Below are 18,780 nucleotides of genomic sequence, written 5' to 3' on the forward strand. Positions count from 1 at the left end.
ACTGCTGATGGGGTCCGGTCACTCCCACGCTTCTACAGGTCATTCGGAGCCGACGCCCCAGGCGATGGCCGCGCGCCGGAAGGCAAACCGCATCCTCGCGGCGGTGCTGATTCCCTTGACCCTCCTGACCCTGGCCGGCATGGCAATGTAGTGGTCCTCCGGGAGCAAGGAGGGAATTTCCCTGGCCAACCCCTACTCCGCCGCGCCGGGTGTTATCTTCGACACCGGCACCATCCAAAGCGTGGCCACCGAAAACTGCATGCAGGGTGTGGCCCAGCAAGGCCAGCAGGCTTCCGCTGAACAAAGCCAAGGCCTACTTCGCCCACGGCTTCTCGGCCCGGACTTCCACCGCCCTCCTGGGCACCATGTTCGGGCCGGAACTGCCGGCACCGGTTGCCTGGGGACGGGCCGGAACTGACGGCACTCCCGATTTGCCCGGCTTTGCAACAATGGATAAGTGACTGTTGCAGCAACTACTCCCGCACCCAGGCTGGAACTCCCGCCCCTGAAGCTGGGCCCCATCACCGTGGACACCCCGGTGATCCTGGCGCCCATGGCCGGCATCACCAACTCGGCTTTTCGCAGGCTCTGCCGCGAATACGGCGGCGGCATGTATGTGGCGGAGATGGTCACCTCCCGCGCCCTGGTGGAGCGGACGCCCGAATCCCTCCGGATCATTTCGCACGACGACGACGAGAAAGTGCGTTCCGTCCAGCTGTACGGCGTGGACCCGGTGACGGTGGGCCAGGCCGTGCGGATGCTGGTGGAGGAAGACCGGGCGGACCACATCGACCTGAACTTCGGCTGCCCCGTGCCCAAGGTGACCCGGCGCGGCGGCGGCTCGGCCCTGCCGTGGAAGATCGACCTCTTCACCTCTATCGTGCAGACCGCCGTCAAGGAAGCCTCCAAGGGCAACATCCCGCTGACCATCAAGATGCGCAAGGGCATCGACGACGACCACCTCACCTACCTCGACGCCGGCCGGATCGCACGCGATTCCGGCGTTGCCGCCGTCGCCCTCCATGGCCGGACGGCAGCGCAGTTCTACTCCGGACAGGCCGACTGGTCCGCGATCGCACGCCTCCGCGAGGCGCTGCCCGACATTCCGGTGCTCGGCAACGGTGACATCTGGTCCGCTGAAGACGCCGTCCGGATGGTGCGCGAAACAGGTGTTGACGGGGTGGTGGTGGGCCGCGGCTGCCAGGGCCGGCCTTGGCTGTTCGGCGATCTGCAGGCCGCGTTCGAAGGCAGCGACACGCGCTTCCGGCCGAACCTGCGCCAGGTGGCCGAGGGGGTGTACCGCCACGCTGAACTCATGGTGGAAACCTTCGGTGACGAAGGCAAGGCCCTGCGCGAGATCCGCAAACACATCGCCTGGTACTTCAAGGGCTACGTGGTGGGCGGCGAACTGCGCACCCGGCTGGCGCTGGTAACCAGCCTCCAGGTGCTGCGGGACACCCTGGCCGAACTGGACCTGGACTCGCCATACCCGGGAGGCGACGCCGAAGGTCCCCGCGGCCGCGCCGGTTCCCCAAAGAAGCCGGCCCTGCCCAAGGACTGGCTGGAATCCCGGGCGCTGAACGCGGACCAGTCGCGGGACATTTCGGCCGCGGAACTGGATGTCTCCGGTGGCTGAGACCAGGACCAGCGCACCGGTGCTGCCGGGCTACGAGACCCATGATTCGGCCCGCTGGGTGGAGGAACCGCCCAAAAGCGTTTACCGTTCCGACTTTGAGCGTGACCGCGCGCGGGTCCTGCATTCCTCCGCGCTCCGCAGGCTGGGCGCCAAGACCCAGGTGGTGGCGCCGGACACCGACGACTTCGTTCGGACCCGCCTCACCCACAGCCTCGAGGTGGCCCAAGTGGGCCGCGAGCTGGGCCGCGCCCTGGGCTGCGACCCGGACGTGGTGGATACCGCCTGCCTAAGCCACGACCTGGGCCACCCGCCGTTTGGCCACAACGGGGAATCGGCCTTGAACGAGGTTGCACACGCCATCGGCGGCTTCGAAGGCAACGCCCAGACCCTCCGGCTGCTGACGCGCCTGGAACCCAAGGTGCTGACGGCGGACAACCAGCCGGCCGGGCTCAACCTCACCAGGGCCAGCCTTGACGCCGCAGCCAAGTACCCCTGGTCGGCGCTGGAAGCCCCGGTGATTCACGGACAGCGCACCAGCAAGTTCGGCGCCTACGAGGACGACCTGCCCATCTTCAACTGGATCCGCGAAGGTGCCCCAGAACGCAGGTCCTGCCTGGAGGCCCAGGTGATGGACCTGGCCGATGACATCTCCTATTCTGTGCACGACGTCGAGGACGCGATCGTCGCCGGACACTTCCAGCTCCGTTGGATGGACAACCCGGACCACCGTGCCCGGGTAGTGGGGTACGCCAAGCAGTGGTACCTCCCGCACAACGATCCCGCCGCCATCGATGCCGCCCTGGCGCGGCTGGAGGCCACGGACGTGTGGGTGCGCGAAGCGGACGGAAGCCGCAAGTCCATGGCGGCACTGAAGAACATGACCAGCCAGTTGATCGGCCGGTTCTGCCAGAGCGCCCTGGAAACCACCCGTGCCGTTTACGGTCCGGAGAACCTCACCCGGTACAACGCCCAGCTCATGGTGCCGGATGAGACCGTGATGGAGATCGCCGTCATGAAGGGCCTGGCCACCACCTTTGTGATGACTACCGAGCACCGCCAGCCCATCTACGAACGCCAGCGCGAAGTGCTGCACGCCCTGGTCACGGCGCTGAGCGCCACCGGCGACCGGCACCTTGAGCCGATGTTCGCGGCTGACTGGCGGGACGGGCCCGACGACGGCGCACGCCTTCGCGTGGTGATCGACCAGGTGGCGTCACTCACTGACGGCTCGGCGCTGGCCATGTACGAACGGCTGGTGGGGAGCCTTCCGTCGCTGTGGTGAGGAACGCAATAGGGTGCCGTTACGCCCGGCCGGTGCTGACAGTGCCCGGGGCTAGGATGGCTCTGTGCCTGGGCTGATCAAACGTGAAGATATCGACGAAGTACGCCAGCGCACGGACATCAAGGAAGTGGTTGACGGCTACGTCACGCTCAAGGGCGCCGGGCTGGGCACCTTCAAGGGTTTGTGCCCGTTCCATGACGAGCGGTCGCCGTCCTTCACTGTCCGGCCCCAGGTGGGCCGCTACCACTGCTTCGGCTGCGGCGAGGACGGCGACGTCATTGCCTTCGTCCAGAAGCAGGACCACAGCTCCTTCCAGGAGGCCGTGGAAAAACTGGCTTCCCGGATTGGCTATGAGCTCCGGTACGAGGACGGCGGGACCGGTCCCAGCCGCGAGGAAGTCGGGCGGCGGCAGCGGCTGCTGGATGCCCACAAAATCGCCGACGAATTTTTCCAGGCGCAGCTGCTGACACCCGGCGCCGCGGAGGCGCGGACCTTCCTGCACGGCCGCGGGTTCGACCGTGCCGCCGCAGAACAGTTTGGCGTGGGATACGCCCCGCAAGGCTGGGATGCGCTGCTCAAGCACCTCCGCGGCCGGGGCTTCACGGACGCCGAGCTGAAACTTACCGGCATGTTCTCCGAGGGGAACCGCGGCATCTACGATAGGTTCCGTGGCCGCCTCATCTGGCCGATCCGGGACATCGCGGGGGACACCATCGGCTTCGGTGCCCGCAAGCTTTACGAGGACGACCAGGGCCCCAAGTACCTGAACACCCCCGAGACCACCTTGTACAAGAAATCCCAGGTGTTGTACGGGATTGACCTCGCGAAGCGCAACATCGCCAAGGACCGGCAGCTGGTGGTGGTGGAGGGCTACACGGACGTTATGGCGTGCCACCTGGCGGGGATTCCGACGGCGGTGGCCACCTGCGGCACCGCGTTCGGCACCGAGCACATCAAGATTGCCCGCAGGCTGCTTTCGGATGACGGCACCGGGGGAGAGGTGATCTTCACCTTCGACGGCGACGCCGCCGGCCAGAAGGCAGCCCTGCGCGCCTTTGAAGAGGACCAGCGCTTCACCGCGCAAACGTTTGTGGCCGTGGAGCCCTCGGGGGCCGATCCGTGCGACCTGCGCCAAAGCAAGGGCGACGAGGCAGTACACGCGCTGGTGCAGTCCCGGCGTCCGCTGTTTGAATTCGCCATCCGCACCACGCTCAAGCAGTTCAACCTGGACACCGTGGAAGGCCGCGTGCAGGGACTGAAGGCTTCGGTTCCGGTGGTTGCAGCCATCCGCGACGCTTCCACCCGCACGGGCTACTGCCAGGCGCTCACGGGCTGGCTGGGTATGCCGGACCCGAACGAGGTGCTGCGCCTGGTGACCGCAGAAGTGAAGAACGCCGCGAAGCGCGGCGACCAGGGCGGGCCTCCCGCCCCCGGTCCCCGGACTGCCTCAGGCGCCCCCCAACCGGGCGGGCCCGGGGTGGCTGCCGGGCCGGCGTCGGGCGCTGTCCCGTCCTTCCACCGCCCGGACCCGCGTGATCCCGTGGCGTCCATGGAGCGGCAGGCGCTGGAGGTTGCGCTGCAGGAGCCGGCTCTGCTTGCCGGCGGAACCTGGGAACGCTTCTCCGCGGCCCGTTTCGCCACCCCGGCTTTCCAGGCGGTCCATGACGCCATGCGGGCCACCGACCCTGCCCTCACCGCTGACCCCGTGCGCTGGGTGGAGCACGTGATGCACGAGGTCCCGGAGCCGCTGCGGCCGCTGGTATCTGAACTGGCCGTGGTGCCGTTGCCTGCCAGCACGGAGGAAGCAGTGCAGAAATACTGCCGGGACATCCTGTCGCGGCTTTTCGAGCTCCAGATCACCCGGGTCAAGGCTGAGAAGATGGGCCAGCTCCAACGGCTGGACCCGGCCGCAGATCCGGAAACGTACCAGCGGCTCAACCGGGAGCTCATGATGCTGGAAATGGAACGCCGCGCCCTGCGTTCTGATGCCTAGGCCGCGCCGCTGCTGTTCCCGATTTCGCTTCCAGCAAGGGTGTTTGCTAGGCTAATACCCGCTTCATTCCTCCTTAGCTCAATTGGCAGAGCATTCGACTGTTAATCGAAGGGTTGCTGGTTCAAGTCCAGCAGGAGGAGCGCACAATCCCCGTTCCGGGTCTCCGGAACGGGGATTTTTTATGGCCGCGAACCATAACTTGGCCGGCAAAAGCGCCGATTTCCCTAGGCCGGAATCCTTTGCTAATGTCATACCTGCTTCATTCCTCCTTAGCTCAATTGGCAGAGCATTCGACTGTTAATCGAAGGGTTGCTGGTTCAAGTCCAGCAGGAGGAGCCAACAGAAAAATCCCCGTTCCTCCACTGGAGGGACGGGGGTTTTTTCTTTCCTAGACGAAGTCCATTTCCACCTGAAGGAACCGCTCCGCCTCGGCGATCGCGGCGAGGAATGCCTCCTTTTCGGTGGGCGACTTCCGTGGCTGGCGCGGGTTCCATTCATGGGGCGCGGAATGGACGCGGACAAAGCCCGTGTCCGGCGGCGCGTAGAAGATGCCGAAGCGCTGCACAGGCCACTCCGGAGAGGTTTCAGGAGCCACCAGCAGGGCCGCTGCGAAGGCGGGGTTGTGCCACTGGGCGATGGGCCGGCGGCGGTCCTCAGTGAAGAGTCCTGCCGCGTAGAGGGCTGCGGACTGCTCGCCGCTCTGGGCACACAACCGGTCCCACCACAGTGGCAGTATCCCGGTATCGCACCGTTGCCACGTGGCCGGAAGCGGCGGATGATCCTGCCAGCTGGGCACGGACACTATTTTATCCCGGGAGTGGCGGCACAGGCAGATGCCCGCGCAGATGCGGAGGGCAGGTACGCCGGTTGGATGCGGAACGCGCGGCGGCTACCGTCTAGGGCTCGTCACGCCGTTTCCAGGGACCCGGGTTGACCCGGTACAGCAGGGCCGCGCCGGCCACCACTCCCAGGGCGATCCCCATGGCCGGATTGCCCAGGGCCCGTCCCGCGAAGTAGCCGGCGACGGCGCCCAGCACCACGCCGAGGAAAAGTCCCCGTCCGTTCCGGTGCGGCTTTCGTTTCATGTTTTTCACGGGGCGGACCGCTCAGTGGATCGACGGCACGGTGCGCGGCCGGACCACAAGCCAGAGGGCCGCGATGGCGAGCAGGATGCAGGCTCCCTGGACGGCGCCCATGGGAGCGGCGCTGGTGATGCCCAGCCAGCCAACGACAGGGGAGATGAGCCCGGCCATCATGAAGGTCGCGAAACCCAGCAGGGAGGCCGCGGTGCCGGCCTGGGCGGCATGGCTTGCCAGGGCGAGTACCTGAACGCAGGGGAACATAAAGCCGGTGCCCATGATGTAGAACCACAGCGGCACCAACACGCCCCAGAGTCCGAATCCCAGCTGGTCGAACACCACGATCAGCATGGCCATAACGAACATCCAGGCCGTGGCGCCGACCAGGATCCACTGTGGCGGCACCCGCCGGATGAGGCGCGAACTCGTCTGGATGCCGGCCACGATGCCCAGGGAATTGATGCCGAACAGCAGGCCGTATTCCTGGGCGGAAAAACCGAAAACGTCCTGGAACAGGAAGGGTGAGGCCGAAAGGTACGTGAACAGGCCGCCGAAGTTCAGGCCAGCCACCATCAGCAGGCCAACAAAGACCCTGTCCGTGAAGAGGATCCGGTAGCGCTGGCGGGCAGTCAGCCCGCTCTGCTGGCGCTTCTCCGGCGGCAGCGTCTCGCGCACCAGGAACAGGGCGGCCACGATGACCAGCGTGCCGTACGCGGCGAGGAACACAAAGATCCCCGGCCACGGCATCACCAGCAGCAGCTGTGAGCCGATGACGGGGGCCAGGATCGGTGCCAGTCCGCTGACCAGGGACATGCGGGAAAACATCTTGACCAAGGCATAGCCGGAAAACAGGTCCCGCACCATGGCCATCGCCACAACGCCTCCGCCGGCGGCACCCACGCCCATCAGGACGCGGAAAATGCCCAGGGTGGTGATGTCCGTGGACAGGGCGGCGCCGAGGGACGCTGCGATGTGCAGGGCGGTGGCCAGGATCAGGGGAGTCCTGCGGCCGAACCTGTCGCTGAACGGACCCACCACCAACTGGCCAAGGGCAAAGCCTACGGTGGTCCCGGCCAAGGTCAGCTGGACCTGGGCCTCGGTTACGCCCAGGCTCGCTTCCAGCGCGGGAAAGGCAGGAAGGTAGAGGTCGATCGTGAACGGACCCAAGGCCGTCAGGGCGCCGAGTAGGAGGATGTACAAAAGTTTCCGGCGGCGGCTCAACAGATCGCCCGGATTGCTGGGGATGGTCACGGAAATCAATCCTAGGCCGGGGCACACAGGAATTCTGCAGCGTTGTAGGCCGCGCCGTCCGGCAAGCCCGGAGGTTCGCCCTTAACCTGAATGATAGTTTTGGTGCCGGGGACTGTGCAGCTGCACTTTCCCGCAGCACATGGAAGCCGAATCGACCATGAAACAGTAAGGCGGAACCGATGAGCGGACGTCACAGCGGGCGGACCAGCCAGGGATTGCGTATCGCTGCGCTGCCCAGGACGCTTAAACTCCTTTTCCGGTTGGCGCCCCGCCAGCTGAATGACGAAGTCGCTTTCGCGAAAATAGAGCTCAAGCGCAAGGGCATCCAGGTCGGGGTTGCCGCAGCTTTCCTCGCCGTAGCCCTCGTCTTCCTCCTCTTCCTTGTGGTTGGACTGATTGTTGCCGCCATCATGGGCCTGGCCACCATCATGCCCGCGTGGCTGGCCGCCCTCCTGGTCTCCGCAGCATTCCTGCTGATAGCACTCATCGGCGGCCTCATCGGCATGCGTAAGTTCAAGAAGGCCATGCCCCTGCTGCCCGAGGAAACCATCCGAGGCATCAAGCACGATATCGGCATCGCGAAGGAGGGTTCGGCCTTCAACCCCGCAATCCTCGATCCGCAGAGTCCCGAAGCCAAAGCTGCCAAGGCGGCCAAGGCGGAGGCCGCTGCGAAAGCCAAGGCGGAAAAGGAAGCAAAGGCGGCGGAGCACAACCAGGAATTCCCGCAGGCATCCGAGCCGGAACTCGCCCGCCGCCTGAACCAGCGCCGCCACCACCTCACCGAGGTCCGCGACGATCTCGGCGAAGAGCTCGACGTCAAAACCCAGGCGCAGTTCCTGCTGGCTGCCGCCCAGGGCAAACTCCGCCAGGGCCAGGTTCTCGCGGTGCGGGGCAAGGATCTTGCCGGGCACCGGCTGGCAGCTCTGTCGGAGTCCGCAGGCGGCCTGGGCAGCCGCTGGAAACCGCTGGCTGCCCTCGCGGCTGCCGGTACCGTGTTCGTAGTCCTGGTCCGCAAGCTCCTCCGGACCTACTAGCAGCCGCCTTTTCGACGGCCCTGGCGGCGGGCAGCGCGCGGCAGGGGCGCAGGCAGAAATCATAAGTCCGCGCCCGGAGGGCAGCAGGAAGGAAAGGGGGACGGCGTGAAGTTCATCGGTGCCGGCTCCCGTCCCGGACGGCCGCAGGTGGATCACGACCGCGTTTTCACCATCCCCAACCTGCTGACAGTCGTGCGGTTCATGGGGGTGCCGCTCTTTGTCTGGCTGGTCCTGGCCCAAAAGGAATACGGCGCCGGTGTGGTGGTCCTCGCCGTGATGGCAAGCACCGACTGGATTGATGGCTACGTCGCGCGGCGCTTCGACCAGGCCTCCAAGCTCGGCAGGGTCCTTGATCCCATTGCCGACCGGCTGGCGCTGATCGCCGTCGCCGTCACTTTGGTGATTGCCGGCGTCGTGCATTGGTTGTACCTGGCAGCGCTGGTGATCCCGGACGCCGTGCTGCTGGTCCTCACCCTGTCCTTCTTCGGCGGCCATCCGGACCTTCCCGTCAGCGCAGTGGGCAAGGTGCGCACCGGGCTGCTGCTCCTGGGCACGCCGATGCTTGTCCTGTCCCGGCTGGACACCCCATTCTCGGATGGGTTGTTCGTCGCCGCGTGGATAGTGCTGGGCCTTGGACTGATCGGCCACTGGATCGCCGCCTACAACTACTTCTGGGCCATCCTGCGCAAAGGCAGGATGCAGCAGCACCACGACGGCGGGACCGCCTGATGGTGTGGGTGGCCGTTGTGCTTGCGCTGCTTGGAGCCTTCTGCCTTGCCCTTGGAGCCCAGCGCCAGGGAAGCGCCGTCAAAGCCGACACCGGCGGCCTGGCACTTAGCTCGAACGGTTTCCTCCGCCTCCTTCGGAACCCGCGCTGGGTCTTCGGCCTCCTGCTGCTGTGTGCCGGCATGGCCATGAACGCCGTGGCCCTCGTGTCCGCCCCGCTCACCGTAGTCCAGCCAATCGGCGCCATCGCGCTTGTCATCACAACCGTCATCAACGCCAAGGACCAGGACCTCACCATCAACCGGGCAACCGTGGTGGCCATCGCCGCGTGTGTGACGGGCTCTGCGCTCTTTGTCCTCCTGGCCGTCAACGTCACCCAGGAAAACAACCATGTGAGCCCCGACGCCGAACTCACCATTGTGCTGCTGCTCGCCCTCGCCGTCGGACTCTTCGGCACGCTGGCCGTAATGTTCAAGCACCGGATCAACGCTTTCGTCTACATCCTGGGCGCCGGCGTCCTCTTTGGATTCGTGGCCGTCCTCACCCGGATCATCGGCAAGCACCTGCTCGATCCCAACGGGCTGTTCCTGCTGAACGTGCAGTGGTACTCCGTGGTGGCCCTTCTTGCTGCCGGAGGTCTGGGGTCATGGTTTGTCCAAAACGCCTACTCCTCGGGTCCGCCGGACCTGGTGATCGCAGGACTCACGGTGATCGATCCCCTTGTAGGGATAGCCATCGGCATTGCCATCCTTGGTGAACTCCGCCCGGATGTCCACGCCGTCATGGCCATTGCGATGGGAACGGCGGCATCCCTTGCTATCGTGGGAGTTATAGCCCTGTCCCGGCACCACCCCGAGGTCACCAAGCGCAAAAAAGACGCTCGGAAGGCCGCGGGCAGGCCGTCCCACTAGTCCCTTCGCCAGCAACTACACGAGGCCCCGGCGCCATGCCACCGGCCAACCGTGCTGTCAGTGCCACTGTCCGCACCGTGACCATCAGGAGTTCTCCACGTGACCACGCCCGCAGACCAGCAACCCCTGACCGTCCTGATCGCCGCGGACACCTACCCGCCCCACATCAACGGTGCCGCGCAGTTCGGCTACCGGCTGGCCAAAGGAATGACCGGCCGGGGCCACAACGTGCACGTGCTGGCCTGCCGTGCGGACAACGGGAAGAGCTTCACCGAGTTCCGGTCAGAAGCCACCGTGCACCGCCTCCGCTCGCACGCCGCCCCCACCCATGAGTACTTCCGCCTGTGCTTCCCGTGGGAAATCAAGAAGGAGATCAGCCTCCTTTTTGACCGGGTCAAGCCCGACGTCGTCCACATCCAAAGCCACTACATGATCGGCGAGCATGTCCTGTACGAGGCGGACAAGCGGGGCATCCGGATCGTCGCCACGAACCACTTCATGCCGGAGAACCTCAATCCGTTCCTGCCGTTCCCGCAGTGGTTCAAAAACATCATTGGACGGATCTCCTGGAAGGACATGGGCAAGGTCATGGGGCGGGCTGACGTGGTCACCACGCCCACCCCGCTGGCGGCCAAGGCCATGCACCAGCACGCCTTCCTCCGCAAGGTCCTCCCGCTCTCCAACGGCATCGATTCGGCGGCCTACGAACTCCAGCCGGGGGAGCACATCGAACCGCACCCGCACCCCACCGTGGTGTTTGCCGGCCGCCTCGCCGAGGAAAAGCATGTGGATGTCCTCATTCAGGCCATCAGCAAAACACCCCCCGAGCTGAACGTTCACCTTGAGATCGTGGGCGGCGGCGAGGTCCGTTCCTCCCTCGAAAACCTCGTCCAGCGCCTCGGGCTGGGGGACAGGGTGAAGTTCCTGGGCCTGGTCAGCGACGAGGACCTGCGGAAGACGTATATCAGGGCCGACCTCTTCTGCATGCCCGGGACTGCAGAGCTGCAGTCGCTGGTAACCCTCGAGGCGATGTCCGCCTCCACGCCGGTTGTGCTGGCGGACGCCATGGCGTTGCCGCACCTGGTGCGCGACGGCGAGAACGGGTACCTGTTCACCCCGAACGACAGCGATGACCTCGCCAAGAAGATCACCATGGTTCTTGAGCTGCCCGCCGACCAGCGCGCCGCCATGGGCCAGGTCAGCCGGCAGATGGTGGAACCCCACAGCATCGAGGGGACCCTGCAGACCTTCGAGGATCTGTACCGGGGCGCGAGCTTCGAGGACAAAGTGGTCTGAACGCTTTCCGGGGTTTGCTAGAGTAATTCTGCCCTGCAGGCACATCCCTTTCGCGGAGACCAGCCAGGGCATAGGGGGCTATAGCTCAGCTGGTTAGAGCGCGGGACTCATAATCCTAAGGTCCTCGGTTCAAGTCCGAGTAGCCCTACCTCAGAGAGAGCCCTGCTTCCCTTGCACAGAAGGGAAGCAGGGCTCTTTTGCCCTTGGACGCCAGGAACGGCAAACGGCGCTTCCACAGGAATACTGCCTCGCGCTTCATAAGACTGCCTTCATACGACAGCACCGGCACGACCGCCCACTTTCACGAGTTGGTCGGTTAGTCTTTTGCGATGGCGGACATGGAGTTTAAAAAGCGTTTGGACCAGGTTGAGGCGTTGTACAACGAGCTCCAAGAGTTGCGGCAGCGCGGTACGGCTGCAGGTAAAGAGGAGGCCGTCCTGGCTGAGATGCGGCTGGATAACGCATGGCGGGAGTTGTATGAATTTATGGAACTACCTCTGTCGCCGGACGCCCGGACCGGTGATGGTGCCGAGTAGTTCCAAGGCACCCTGACCTTGGTTATGGTGGCCAGATGACTGTAACCAATGAAGCAGTGCCGAAGCGCGCCAGATTCCTGACGGTTGAGCAGGTAGCCGAGGAGTTGGCTATCCGTGAGCCGACTGTCCGCCAGCTGTTGACGGCGGGTGAGCTGCGAGGGTTGCAGATCGGCGTCCACCGTACCTGGCGCGTTGCTGCCAGGGACCTGGAGGACTACATCGAGCAGGCGTACCGGGTGACTGCTGAGCGGATAGCGGCCGGCGAAGCAGCTGATGATGCGTCTTAGTTCGACGTTGGCCGGTCATTAACGTTGGCATGAGCCATCGCCATTGCAAGCTCCTTCCCGGCGACGTCAAGGAGGACAGCGGCGTGTTTCCGCCTGGGGTATTTAGGCGCGAGCAGGTTCTTGTTTCCTAAGCCTCCGAACTGAGGTATGTTACTGAGCAGTAACATACGGTGCTCCTTCCCGGAGAGCCCCGGTCACCGCTGATCACCTGCGAGGTAACCATGTCCACTTCTGCCGCCGACCTCAACAACCTTCCCTATGCCGATGGCGACTTCTATTCCTTCGAGCAGTTGCTGAGCGGAAAAGAGCAGGACCGGCTGGCAGAGGTCAGGGATTTCCTGGCCCGCGAGGTCCGTCCCATCGCTGTTGACTTCTGGAACCGCGGCGAATTCCCCATGGACCTGATTCCGAAGCTGGCGGACATTGACCTGGTCAGTCCGGTGCGCAGGCAGGGTCACTCCAACCTGTTTGCGGGCCTCATGCACGCCGAGGTAACGCGCGCCGATGCGTCCATCTCCACCTTTATGGGCGTCCACGACGGGCTCTTCACCGGTTCCATCGAAGCGCTGGCTTCCCAGGAGCAAAAGGACGCGTGGCTGCCTGACATCTACGCGCTCAAGAAGATCGGCGCGTTTGGCCTGACCGAGCCCCTCGGAGGCTCCGACGTGGCCGGCGGAACACGGACTACGGCGCGCCGCGAAGGTGATTCGTGGATCCTGAACGGCGCCAAGCGCTGGATTGGGAACGCCACCTTCTCGGACTGGGTCGTCATCTATGCGCGGGACCTTGACGACAACAAGGTCAAGGGCTTCCTGGTAGACACCACTTTGGAGGGTTTCAGTGCGGAGAAGATCGAGAACAAAATCGCCCTCCGCACCGTCCAGAACGCCGACATTACGCTGGACAACGTGGTGGTGCCGGACTTCTACAAGCTCGCCCACGCCAACAGTTTCCGCGACGTCAACAAGGTCCTGAAAGTCACGCGCCTCGGCGTCGCCTGGCAGGCCGTGGGGCAGCAGCTGGCCGCGTTCGACGTAGCCCGGCGCTATGCCGTGGAGCGGCACCAGTTCGGCCGGCCGCTGGCCTCCTTCCAGCTCGTCCAAAACCAGTTGGTGCAGATCCTGGGCAACGCCGTCAGTTCCATGGGCATGATGGTGAGGTTGTCCCAGCTGGAGGACGCCGGCACGGCCAAAGACGAGCAGTCCGCCCTGGCTAAAGCCTTCACCACTGCAAGGATGCGTGAAAGCGTGGCCATCGGCCGGAACCTCCTGGGCGGCAACGGCATCGTGACCGATTTTGAAATGGCCAAGATCTTCGCCGACGCCGAAGCCATTTATTCCTATGAGGGGACGCACGAAATCAACACCCTGGTGACCGGCCGGGCCATTACCGGTATCTCCGCCATCGTCTGACGCGTTTCCGACCGGTCCAGCCCTGCACGGTCCGGGCTCTATGGCGGCGCTCCGAGCGGCAGCAGGATGGATGGCCGCAGGTCCATCACAAACTGCAGCGGATTCACGTAGTCCTCGCCACGCCGGACGCCCCAGTGCACGCACGAAGCGGCAGGGCAATGGCCGGGGAGGACCGTGCCGATTGCCTGGCCCGCGCCCACCGCGCTGCCGGCGGCAAGGCTGCTCTCTACCGGTTCGAAGCTGCTGCGAAGGCCGTTGCCATGGTCGATGGTGATGACCGGCCGGTCCACCACAACTCCCACGAAGCTCACGGTGCCCGCCGCCGGCGAGGTGACCTGGGCGCCGTCGGACGCTGTTCCCAGGTCCACGCCGCGGTGGCCGCTGAGCCATGGCTTGGGCGGCGGGTCGAAGTCCCGCACAACGGGAGGGCGGGGGGAGAGCGGCCACTGCCAGGAGGGCGCCGCCTCCGTGCGCATGGGTACCGGAGCGAAGGCCAGCGTCTCCCCGGTGGGGGCAAGTGAAGCGGGCAGCAGGAGCAGGGCTGCAAGCAGTGCAGGTGGTGTCATATGCCCAGCGTGCGCCGGTTCGAGAAGGGCCGGCAGGGGCCGGTTGGCCTATGTGGATAAGGCTGGCGGCCGGCGCCGTTGCTGTCCTCCGGGTGCGGGCGCCTGTAGTACACTTGATGGAGCAGTTTGCTGCGCCCTCAACGCTTTCCGTCCGGCGGCTATCCCAACGGTTTTTCCAACGGTATACGCCCCTGTCCGGGTTTGCGTCGGCACGTCTCATTCAGGAGTGTGGGGGAGCGGCAGCTGACTACGCGCATCCAGCCCTCCAGTGGAGGATCATGCTTCTTGCGGTCAGCGCCCCCGGGTGCTGATGAGAAGCGCGATGGATGCCAGGAGCACGGCCCGCCCGGGCCACGCTAATCAACCGTCAACTATTGGCAGGGTAAGAAGCCTTGGGGCTTTCTCATGAATGACCTGCCGGAAGGAGCGTCGGCATGCCCGTCGTAACTATGCGCCAGCTGCTTGACAGCGGCGTCCACTTTGGACACCAGACCCGCCGTTGGAACCCGAAGATGAAGCGCTTCATCTTCACCGAGCGCAACGGCATCTACATCATTGACCTGCAGCAGTCGCTGTCCTACATCGACCGCGCCTACGAGTTCGTGAAGGCCACCGTTGCACACGGCGGCACCGTCCTCTTCGTCGGCACCAAGAAGCAGGCCCAGGAAGCGATTGCCGAGCAGGCAACCCGCGTTGGCCAGCCCTACGTGAACCAGCGTTGGCTCGGCGGTATGCTGACCAACTTCCAGACGGTCGCCAAGCGCATCCAGCGCATGAAGGAACTCGAAGAGATCGACTTCGACGACGTCGCCGGCTCCGCGTACACCAAGAAGGAGCTCCTGCTCCTCAAGCGTGAACTCACCAAGCTCGAGTCCAACCTCGGCGGTATCCGCAACCTCACCAAGGCGCCCTCCGTGCTCTGGATCGTGGACACCAAGAAGGAGCACCTCGCCGTTGACGAGGCCAAGAAGCTGAACATCCCGGTTGTGGCCATCCTGGACACTAACTGCGATCCGGACGAGGTCGACTTCCCGATCCCGGGCAACGACGACGCCATCCGCTCCGTGAACCTCCTGACCCGCGTTGTTGCCGACGCCGTTGCCGAAGGCCTCATCGCCCGCAACAACCGCGCCACCGGCACCACCGAAGCTCCGGAAGAGCCGCTGGCCGAGTGGGAGCGCGAGCTCCTCGAAGGCAGCAAGGCTGAAGAAGCTGCTGCTCCCGCCGAGGAAGCTGAAGCACCGGCTGCTGCCGAGGCAGCTGCTCCCGCAGAAGACGCTGCTGCTCCGGCTGAAGACGCCAAGTAACACAAGTAAATCCGGATTCTCCGGCGCCGCCTGCGGTGCCGGAGCTGCTGACAGGATGGCGGCCCACCACGTGGGCTGCTGTCCTGTCGGTCCGTACACCACAACAAATTTCTAGACAGAGGGGTTCACATGGCGAACTACACTGCCGCGGACATCAAGGCCCTGCGCGAGCGCACCGGCGCCGGCATGATGGATGTCAAGAAGGCTCTTGACGAAGCCAACGGTGACGCCGAGAAGGCCATCGAAATCATCCGCATCAAGGGCCTCAAGGGTGCTACCAAGCGCGAGGGCCGCTCCACCGCTGAAGGCCTGGTGGCCGCAAAGGTCAGCAACGGCGTCGGCGTTATGATCGAGGTCAACTGCGAGACCGACTTCGTGGCCAAGGCTGACAAGTTCATCCAGCTGGCTGACAAGGTCCTGGCCGTTGCCGTTGAATCCGGCGCAGCCGACCTCGAGACCCTGCTCGCCACCGAAGTTGACGGCAAGCCGCTCTCCGAGGTCGTCGTCGAAGAAGGCGCTGTCCTGGGCGAGAAGGTTGTTGTCCGCCGCATCTCCCGCGTCGAGGGCGCAACGGTTGACGCTTACCTGCACAAGACCTCCAAGGACCTCCCGGCCCAGGTTGGCGTGCTGTTCGCTGTTGACGGTGAAGGCGAAACCGCTGCCACTGCCGCCCACGATGTTGCAGTCCACATTGCTGCCATGGCACCGAACTACCTGACCCGCGACGACGTCCCGTCCGAGCTGGTAGAGTCCGAGCGCCGCATCGCCGAAGAGACCGCCAAGGCCGAGGGCAAGCCCGAAGCCGCACTCACCAAGATCGTCGAAGGCCGCGTGACCGGCTTCTACAAGGGTGAGGTCCTGGTTGACCAGGCATTCGCGAAGGACGCCAAGAAGTCCGTTGCACAGGTCCTCGAAGAGGCCGGTGTCAAGGGAACCGCGTTCACGCGTTTCCGCGTCGGCTCCTAGTCGAAACTGCAAGGGGGTGGCCACTTCGGTGGCCGCCCCTTTTGCATGCACGCGGCCGGTTCCGAGCACTGGCCCCAGCAGGATAACCTTTTTTCAGACTCACCAACGGGAAGGCATCATGGAAGCCGTCAACACTGTAATCCAGCCAGAGAAAAGTCGACGCCGGGTCCTCCTGAAGCTTTCCGGCGAGGTCTTCGGCGGCGGAAAGCTTGGCGTTGACCCGGAAACTGTCCGCGACGTCGCCAAGCAGATCGCGGCAGCCGTCCCCCAGGTGGAAGTGGCGATCGTGGTTGGCGGCGGCAACTTCTTCCGCGGCGCAGAACTTTCCCAGAGCGGCATGGACCGCTCAAGGGCCGACTACATGGGCATGCTCGGAACGGTGATGAACTGCCTGGCCCTGCAGGACTTCCTGGAGCAGGCCAGCGTCGAAACCCGCGTCCAGAGCGCCATCACCATGGGGCAGGTAGCCGAAGCCTACATTCCCCGCCGCGCCATCCGGCACATGGAAAAGGGCCGCGTGGTCATCTTCGGCGCCGGGGCCGGCCTGCCGTACTTCTCCACCGACACCGTGGCCGCCCAGCGTGCACTCGAAGTCCATGCCGACGTCGTCCTGATGGCAAAGAGCGGTGTGGACGCCGTCTACACGGCAGATCCGAAGAAGGATCCCTCCGCCGAGCGGCTTGAAACCCTCAGCTACGACGATGCCCTCCGCCGCGACATCCGCGTGATGGACCAGACGGCGATGACCATGTGCAAGGACAACAATCTCTCGATGGTGGTCTTTGGCATGGAGGGTGAAGGCAACGTTACCCGGGCCATCCTGGGCGAAAAGCTGGGCACCCTGGTTACCGCCTAGCTACGGCTAGGATGTTTTCAGGACAGTTCCGCCCCTGCCTTCGGGACCAGGGGCGGAAGCAGCAACAGAGAACCACGTGTGTGCATGGCCCCGGCGTCCCGGACTGCACCAGAATCGTCAGGAGAGACCGTGATCGAAGAAACCTTGCTCGAAGCCGAAGAAAAGATGGACAAGGCCGTTGAGGTAGCCAAGGAAGACTTCGCTGCCGTCCGTACCGGCCGCGCAAACCCCGGCCTCTACAACAAGGTCCTGGTGGAATACTACGGTTCCCCCACCCCGCTGCAGCAGCTCGCCTCTTTCGCCATCCCGGACGCCCGGACCATCCTCATCACCCCGTTCGACAAGACCGCCCTGCGCGACATTGAACGGGCGCTCAGCGACTCCGAAGTCGGCGCCAACCCGTCCAACGACGGCAATGTCATCCGGATCACCATTCCGGAACTGACCAAGGAACGCCGCAAGGAATACGTCAAGATCGTCAAGACCAAGGGCGAGGACGCCAAGGTCTCCATCCGCAACATCCGCCGCAAGGCCAAGGAAACCCTGGACAAGCTGGTCAAGGACGGCGAAGCCGGCGAGGATGAGGGCACCCGCGCCGAAAAGGAACTTGACGGCCTTACCAAGGCGCACGTGGACGGCATCGACGAGCTGCTCAAGCGCAAGGAAGCAGAGCTGCTCGAAGTCTGATGGGCCAGGCAGAGCAGGCCCCGGCACAACGGGCGCGCACACGGGGGAAGCAGCCTAGGACCAACCCCACGCCGAAGGCCGGGCGGAACCTTCCGGCCGCGGTGGTGGTGGGTTTGGCCATGCTCTTCGCAGTGCTCGGCGGACTGCTGTTCCTCCCGCTCGGATTTGTTGCGGTCACCACTTCGTTCGCTGTTTTTGGGGTGTGGGAAATCTACCGCGCCCTGGAGGCGAACGGCACCAGGATGCCCATTGTGCCGGTCATGACCGGCACAGTGGCAATGCCTTTTGCCGCCTACCTCGGCGGGATTGAAAGCCTGCTCTTTGCCATGCTCCTCAGTTCGGTGGCAGTGCTGTTGTGGCCGCCCATCGAAAGCGCTGCGGGCTCGGCCAACAGCATCTTCGCAGGCGTCTTCACCTTGGGCTGGGTGCCGTTCTTCATCAGCTTCGCCGCACTCCCGCTGCACGCTTCGGGCGGCGCTACTCCGCTGGGCCTCTGGCCGGGAGGAACAATTCCGGACGGAGCATGGCAGGTGGCGGTGATGCTGCTGCTGGTCGTGTCCAACGACACCTTCGGTTACCTGGTGGGCGCCTCCCTGGGCAAGCATCCGATGGCGCCCAAGATCAGCCCAAAGAAATCCTGGGAAGGATTTGCCGGTTCCATCGGCGGCGCAATACTGATCGGCATCCTTGCCAGTCTCTTTGTGCTGGACAAGCCCTGGTGGGTGGGCGTGGTCCTGGCGGTGGGACTGGTGGCGGCTTCCACTGCAGGTGACCTGGCCGAGTCGATGGTGAAACGCGAACTCGGCGTCAAGGACATGAGCAGCATCCTGCCGGGACATGGCGGCGTGATGGACCGGCTGGACTCCATCGTTTTTGCAGCCCCGGCGGCCTTTGTCCTGTATGGGCTCGTTTCCGGGGCCTGACACACAACCCCCGCCGGGCCCGGGCGCCAATA

At 64.7% G+C, this 18,780-nt stretch carries 20 protein-coding genes, 3 tRNA genes and 1 pseudogene; 20 read left to right on the top strand and 4 right to left on the bottom strand.

Annotated elements, in window-relative coordinates; genetic code table 11:
• Positions 1-64: 64 nt before the first annotated feature.
• The 7 genes and pseudogenes from M8J71_RS05375 to M8J71_RS05405 all read left to right on the top strand — a co-directional run.
• Positions 65-313, top strand: a pseudogene (locus tag M8J71_RS05375) (YibE/F family protein); the annotation flags it as partial.
• Positions 267-461 (top strand): hypothetical protein, encoded by a 195-nt coding sequence (locus tag M8J71_RS05380; protein ID WP_256247075.1) that lies wholly within the window; start codon positions 267-269, stop codon positions 459-461. The pseudogene M8J71_RS05375 and the gene M8J71_RS05380, both read left to right, overlap by 47 nt.
• On the top strand, positions 458-1,636 hold the full coding sequence (gene dusB / locus M8J71_RS05385) for a tRNA dihydrouridine synthase DusB (protein ID WP_163164388.1): 1,179 nt from the start codon (positions 458-460) through the stop codon (positions 1,634-1,636). Before M8J71_RS05380 ends, dusB begins: the two co-directional genes overlap by 4 nt.
• Entirely contained in the window at positions 1,620-2,918 is a 1,299-nt protein-coding gene (locus tag M8J71_RS05390; RefSeq protein WP_256246942.1) for a deoxyguanosinetriphosphate triphosphohydrolase, read from the top strand. The genes dusB and M8J71_RS05390 overlap by 17 nt, the downstream gene beginning before the upstream one ends.
• A gap of 64 nt (positions 2,919-2,982) precedes the next feature.
• Positions 2,983-4,911 carry a DNA primase gene (gene dnaG, locus M8J71_RS05395; protein ID WP_256246943.1) on the top strand — a complete coding sequence of 643 codons (1,929 nt, stop codon included), beginning with the start codon at positions 2,983-2,985 and terminating at the stop codon, positions 4,909-4,911.
• Between the two features lie 67 nt (positions 4,912-4,978).
• A tRNA-Asn gene (locus M8J71_RS05400) sits at positions 4,979-5,051 on the top strand.
• A 123-nt stretch (positions 5,052-5,174) separates the two neighbouring features.
• Positions 5,175-5,250, top strand: a tRNA-Asn gene (locus M8J71_RS05405).
• 49 nt (positions 5,251-5,299) lie between these two features.
• On the opposite strand, the gene M8J71_RS05410 is transcribed toward M8J71_RS05405, so the two are convergent.
• The 3 genes from M8J71_RS05410 to M8J71_RS05420 form a co-directional block, all read right to left on the bottom strand.
• A complete protein-coding gene (locus M8J71_RS05410; RefSeq protein WP_256246944.1) occupies positions 5,300-5,707 on the bottom strand; it encodes a hypothetical protein in 408 nt (135 codons plus the stop codon).
• A 100-nt stretch (positions 5,708-5,807) separates the two neighbouring features.
• On the bottom strand, positions 5,808-5,996 hold the full coding sequence (locus M8J71_RS05415) for a hypothetical protein (RefSeq protein ID WP_256246945.1): 189 nt from the start codon (positions 5,994-5,996) through the stop codon (positions 5,808-5,810).
• A 21-nt stretch (positions 5,997-6,017) separates the two neighbouring features.
• A complete protein-coding gene (locus M8J71_RS05420; protein WP_256246946.1) occupies positions 6,018-7,241 on the bottom strand; it encodes a multidrug effflux MFS transporter in 1,224 nt (407 codons plus the stop codon).
• 179 nt (positions 7,242-7,420) lie between these two features.
• Here M8J71_RS05420 and M8J71_RS05425 point away from each other — a divergent pair, with 179 nt between their 5' ends.
• From M8J71_RS05425 to M8J71_RS05460, 8 genes are all read left to right on the top strand, one after another.
• Positions 7,421-8,275, top strand: coding sequence for a phage holin family protein (locus tag M8J71_RS05425; protein ID WP_256246947.1), 855 nt, complete (start codon positions 7,421-7,423; stop codon positions 8,273-8,275).
• 105 nt (positions 8,276-8,380) lie between these two features.
• Positions 8,381-9,004, top strand: a complete 624-nt coding sequence (locus M8J71_RS05430) for a CDP-alcohol phosphatidyltransferase family protein (protein ID WP_256246948.1) — start codon at positions 8,381-8,383, stop codon at positions 9,002-9,004.
• Entirely contained in the window at positions 9,004-9,912 is a 909-nt protein-coding gene (locus M8J71_RS05435) for a DMT family transporter (RefSeq protein WP_256246949.1), read from the top strand. Before M8J71_RS05430 ends, M8J71_RS05435 begins: the two co-directional genes overlap by 1 nt.
• Before the next feature lie 99 nt (positions 9,913-10,011).
• Entirely contained in the window at positions 10,012-11,208 is a 1,197-nt protein-coding gene (locus M8J71_RS05440; protein WP_256246950.1) for a glycosyltransferase, read from the top strand.
• Positions 11,209-11,282: 74 nt separating this feature from the next.
• A tRNA-Ile gene (locus M8J71_RS05445) sits at positions 11,283-11,356 on the top strand.
• A 181-nt stretch (positions 11,357-11,537) separates the two neighbouring features.
• Complete coding sequence (locus M8J71_RS05450; RefSeq protein ID WP_163164397.1) at positions 11,538-11,744, top strand: hypothetical protein; 207 nt, start codon at positions 11,538-11,540, stop codon at positions 11,742-11,744.
• A gap of 35 nt (positions 11,745-11,779) precedes the next feature.
• Positions 11,780-12,031 carry a helix-turn-helix domain-containing protein gene (locus M8J71_RS05455; RefSeq protein ID WP_256246951.1) on the top strand — a complete coding sequence of 84 codons (252 nt, stop codon included), beginning with the start codon at positions 11,780-11,782 and terminating at the stop codon, positions 12,029-12,031.
• Positions 12,032-12,252: 221 nt separating this feature from the next.
• Positions 12,253-13,443, top strand: a complete 1,191-nt coding sequence (locus M8J71_RS05460; protein WP_256246952.1) for an acyl-CoA dehydrogenase family protein — start codon at positions 12,253-12,255, stop codon at positions 13,441-13,443.
• Between the two features lie 38 nt (positions 13,444-13,481).
• On the opposite strand, the gene M8J71_RS05465 is transcribed toward M8J71_RS05460, so the two are convergent.
• On the bottom strand, positions 13,482-14,009 hold the full coding sequence (locus M8J71_RS05465; RefSeq protein ID WP_256246953.1) for a M23 family metallopeptidase: 528 nt from the start codon (positions 14,007-14,009) through the stop codon (positions 13,482-13,484).
• Between the two features lie 434 nt (positions 14,010-14,443).
• Here M8J71_RS05465 and rpsB point away from each other — a divergent pair, with 434 nt between their 5' ends.
• The 5 genes from rpsB to M8J71_RS05490 all read left to right on the top strand — a co-directional run bounded on the left by rpsB (position 14,444) and on the right by M8J71_RS05490 (position 18,748).
• The gene (rpsB, locus tag M8J71_RS05470) at positions 14,444-15,316 is read left to right on the top strand and encodes a 30S ribosomal protein S2 (RefSeq protein ID WP_256246954.1); all 873 of its coding nucleotides are present in this window, start codon (positions 14,444-14,446) and stop codon (positions 15,314-15,316) included.
• Positions 15,317-15,445: 129 nt separating this feature from the next.
• A complete protein-coding gene (gene tsf / locus M8J71_RS05475; protein WP_163164406.1) occupies positions 15,446-16,282 on the top strand; it encodes a translation elongation factor Ts in 837 nt (278 codons plus the stop codon).
• A 118-nt stretch (positions 16,283-16,400) separates the two neighbouring features.
• Positions 16,401-17,138, top strand: a complete 738-nt coding sequence (gene pyrH / locus M8J71_RS05480; protein ID WP_256246955.1) for a UMP kinase — start codon at positions 16,401-16,403, stop codon at positions 17,136-17,138.
• A gap of 129 nt (positions 17,139-17,267) precedes the next feature.
• The gene (gene frr, locus M8J71_RS05485; RefSeq protein ID WP_163164410.1) at positions 17,268-17,825 is read left to right on the top strand and encodes a ribosome recycling factor; all 558 of its coding nucleotides are present in this window, start codon (positions 17,268-17,270) and stop codon (positions 17,823-17,825) included.
• Positions 17,825-18,748: a phosphatidate cytidylyltransferase gene (locus tag M8J71_RS05490; protein ID WP_256246956.1), complete on the top strand. Its 924-nt coding sequence runs from the start codon at positions 17,825-17,827 to the stop codon at positions 18,746-18,748. The genes frr and M8J71_RS05490 overlap by 1 nt, the downstream gene beginning before the upstream one ends.
• Positions 18,749-18,780 lie beyond the last annotated feature (32 nt).

It is taken from the genome of Pseudarthrobacter sp. R1, assembly GCF_024494415.1.
GTDB lineage: Bacteria > Actinomycetota > Actinomycetes > Actinomycetales > Micrococcaceae > Arthrobacter.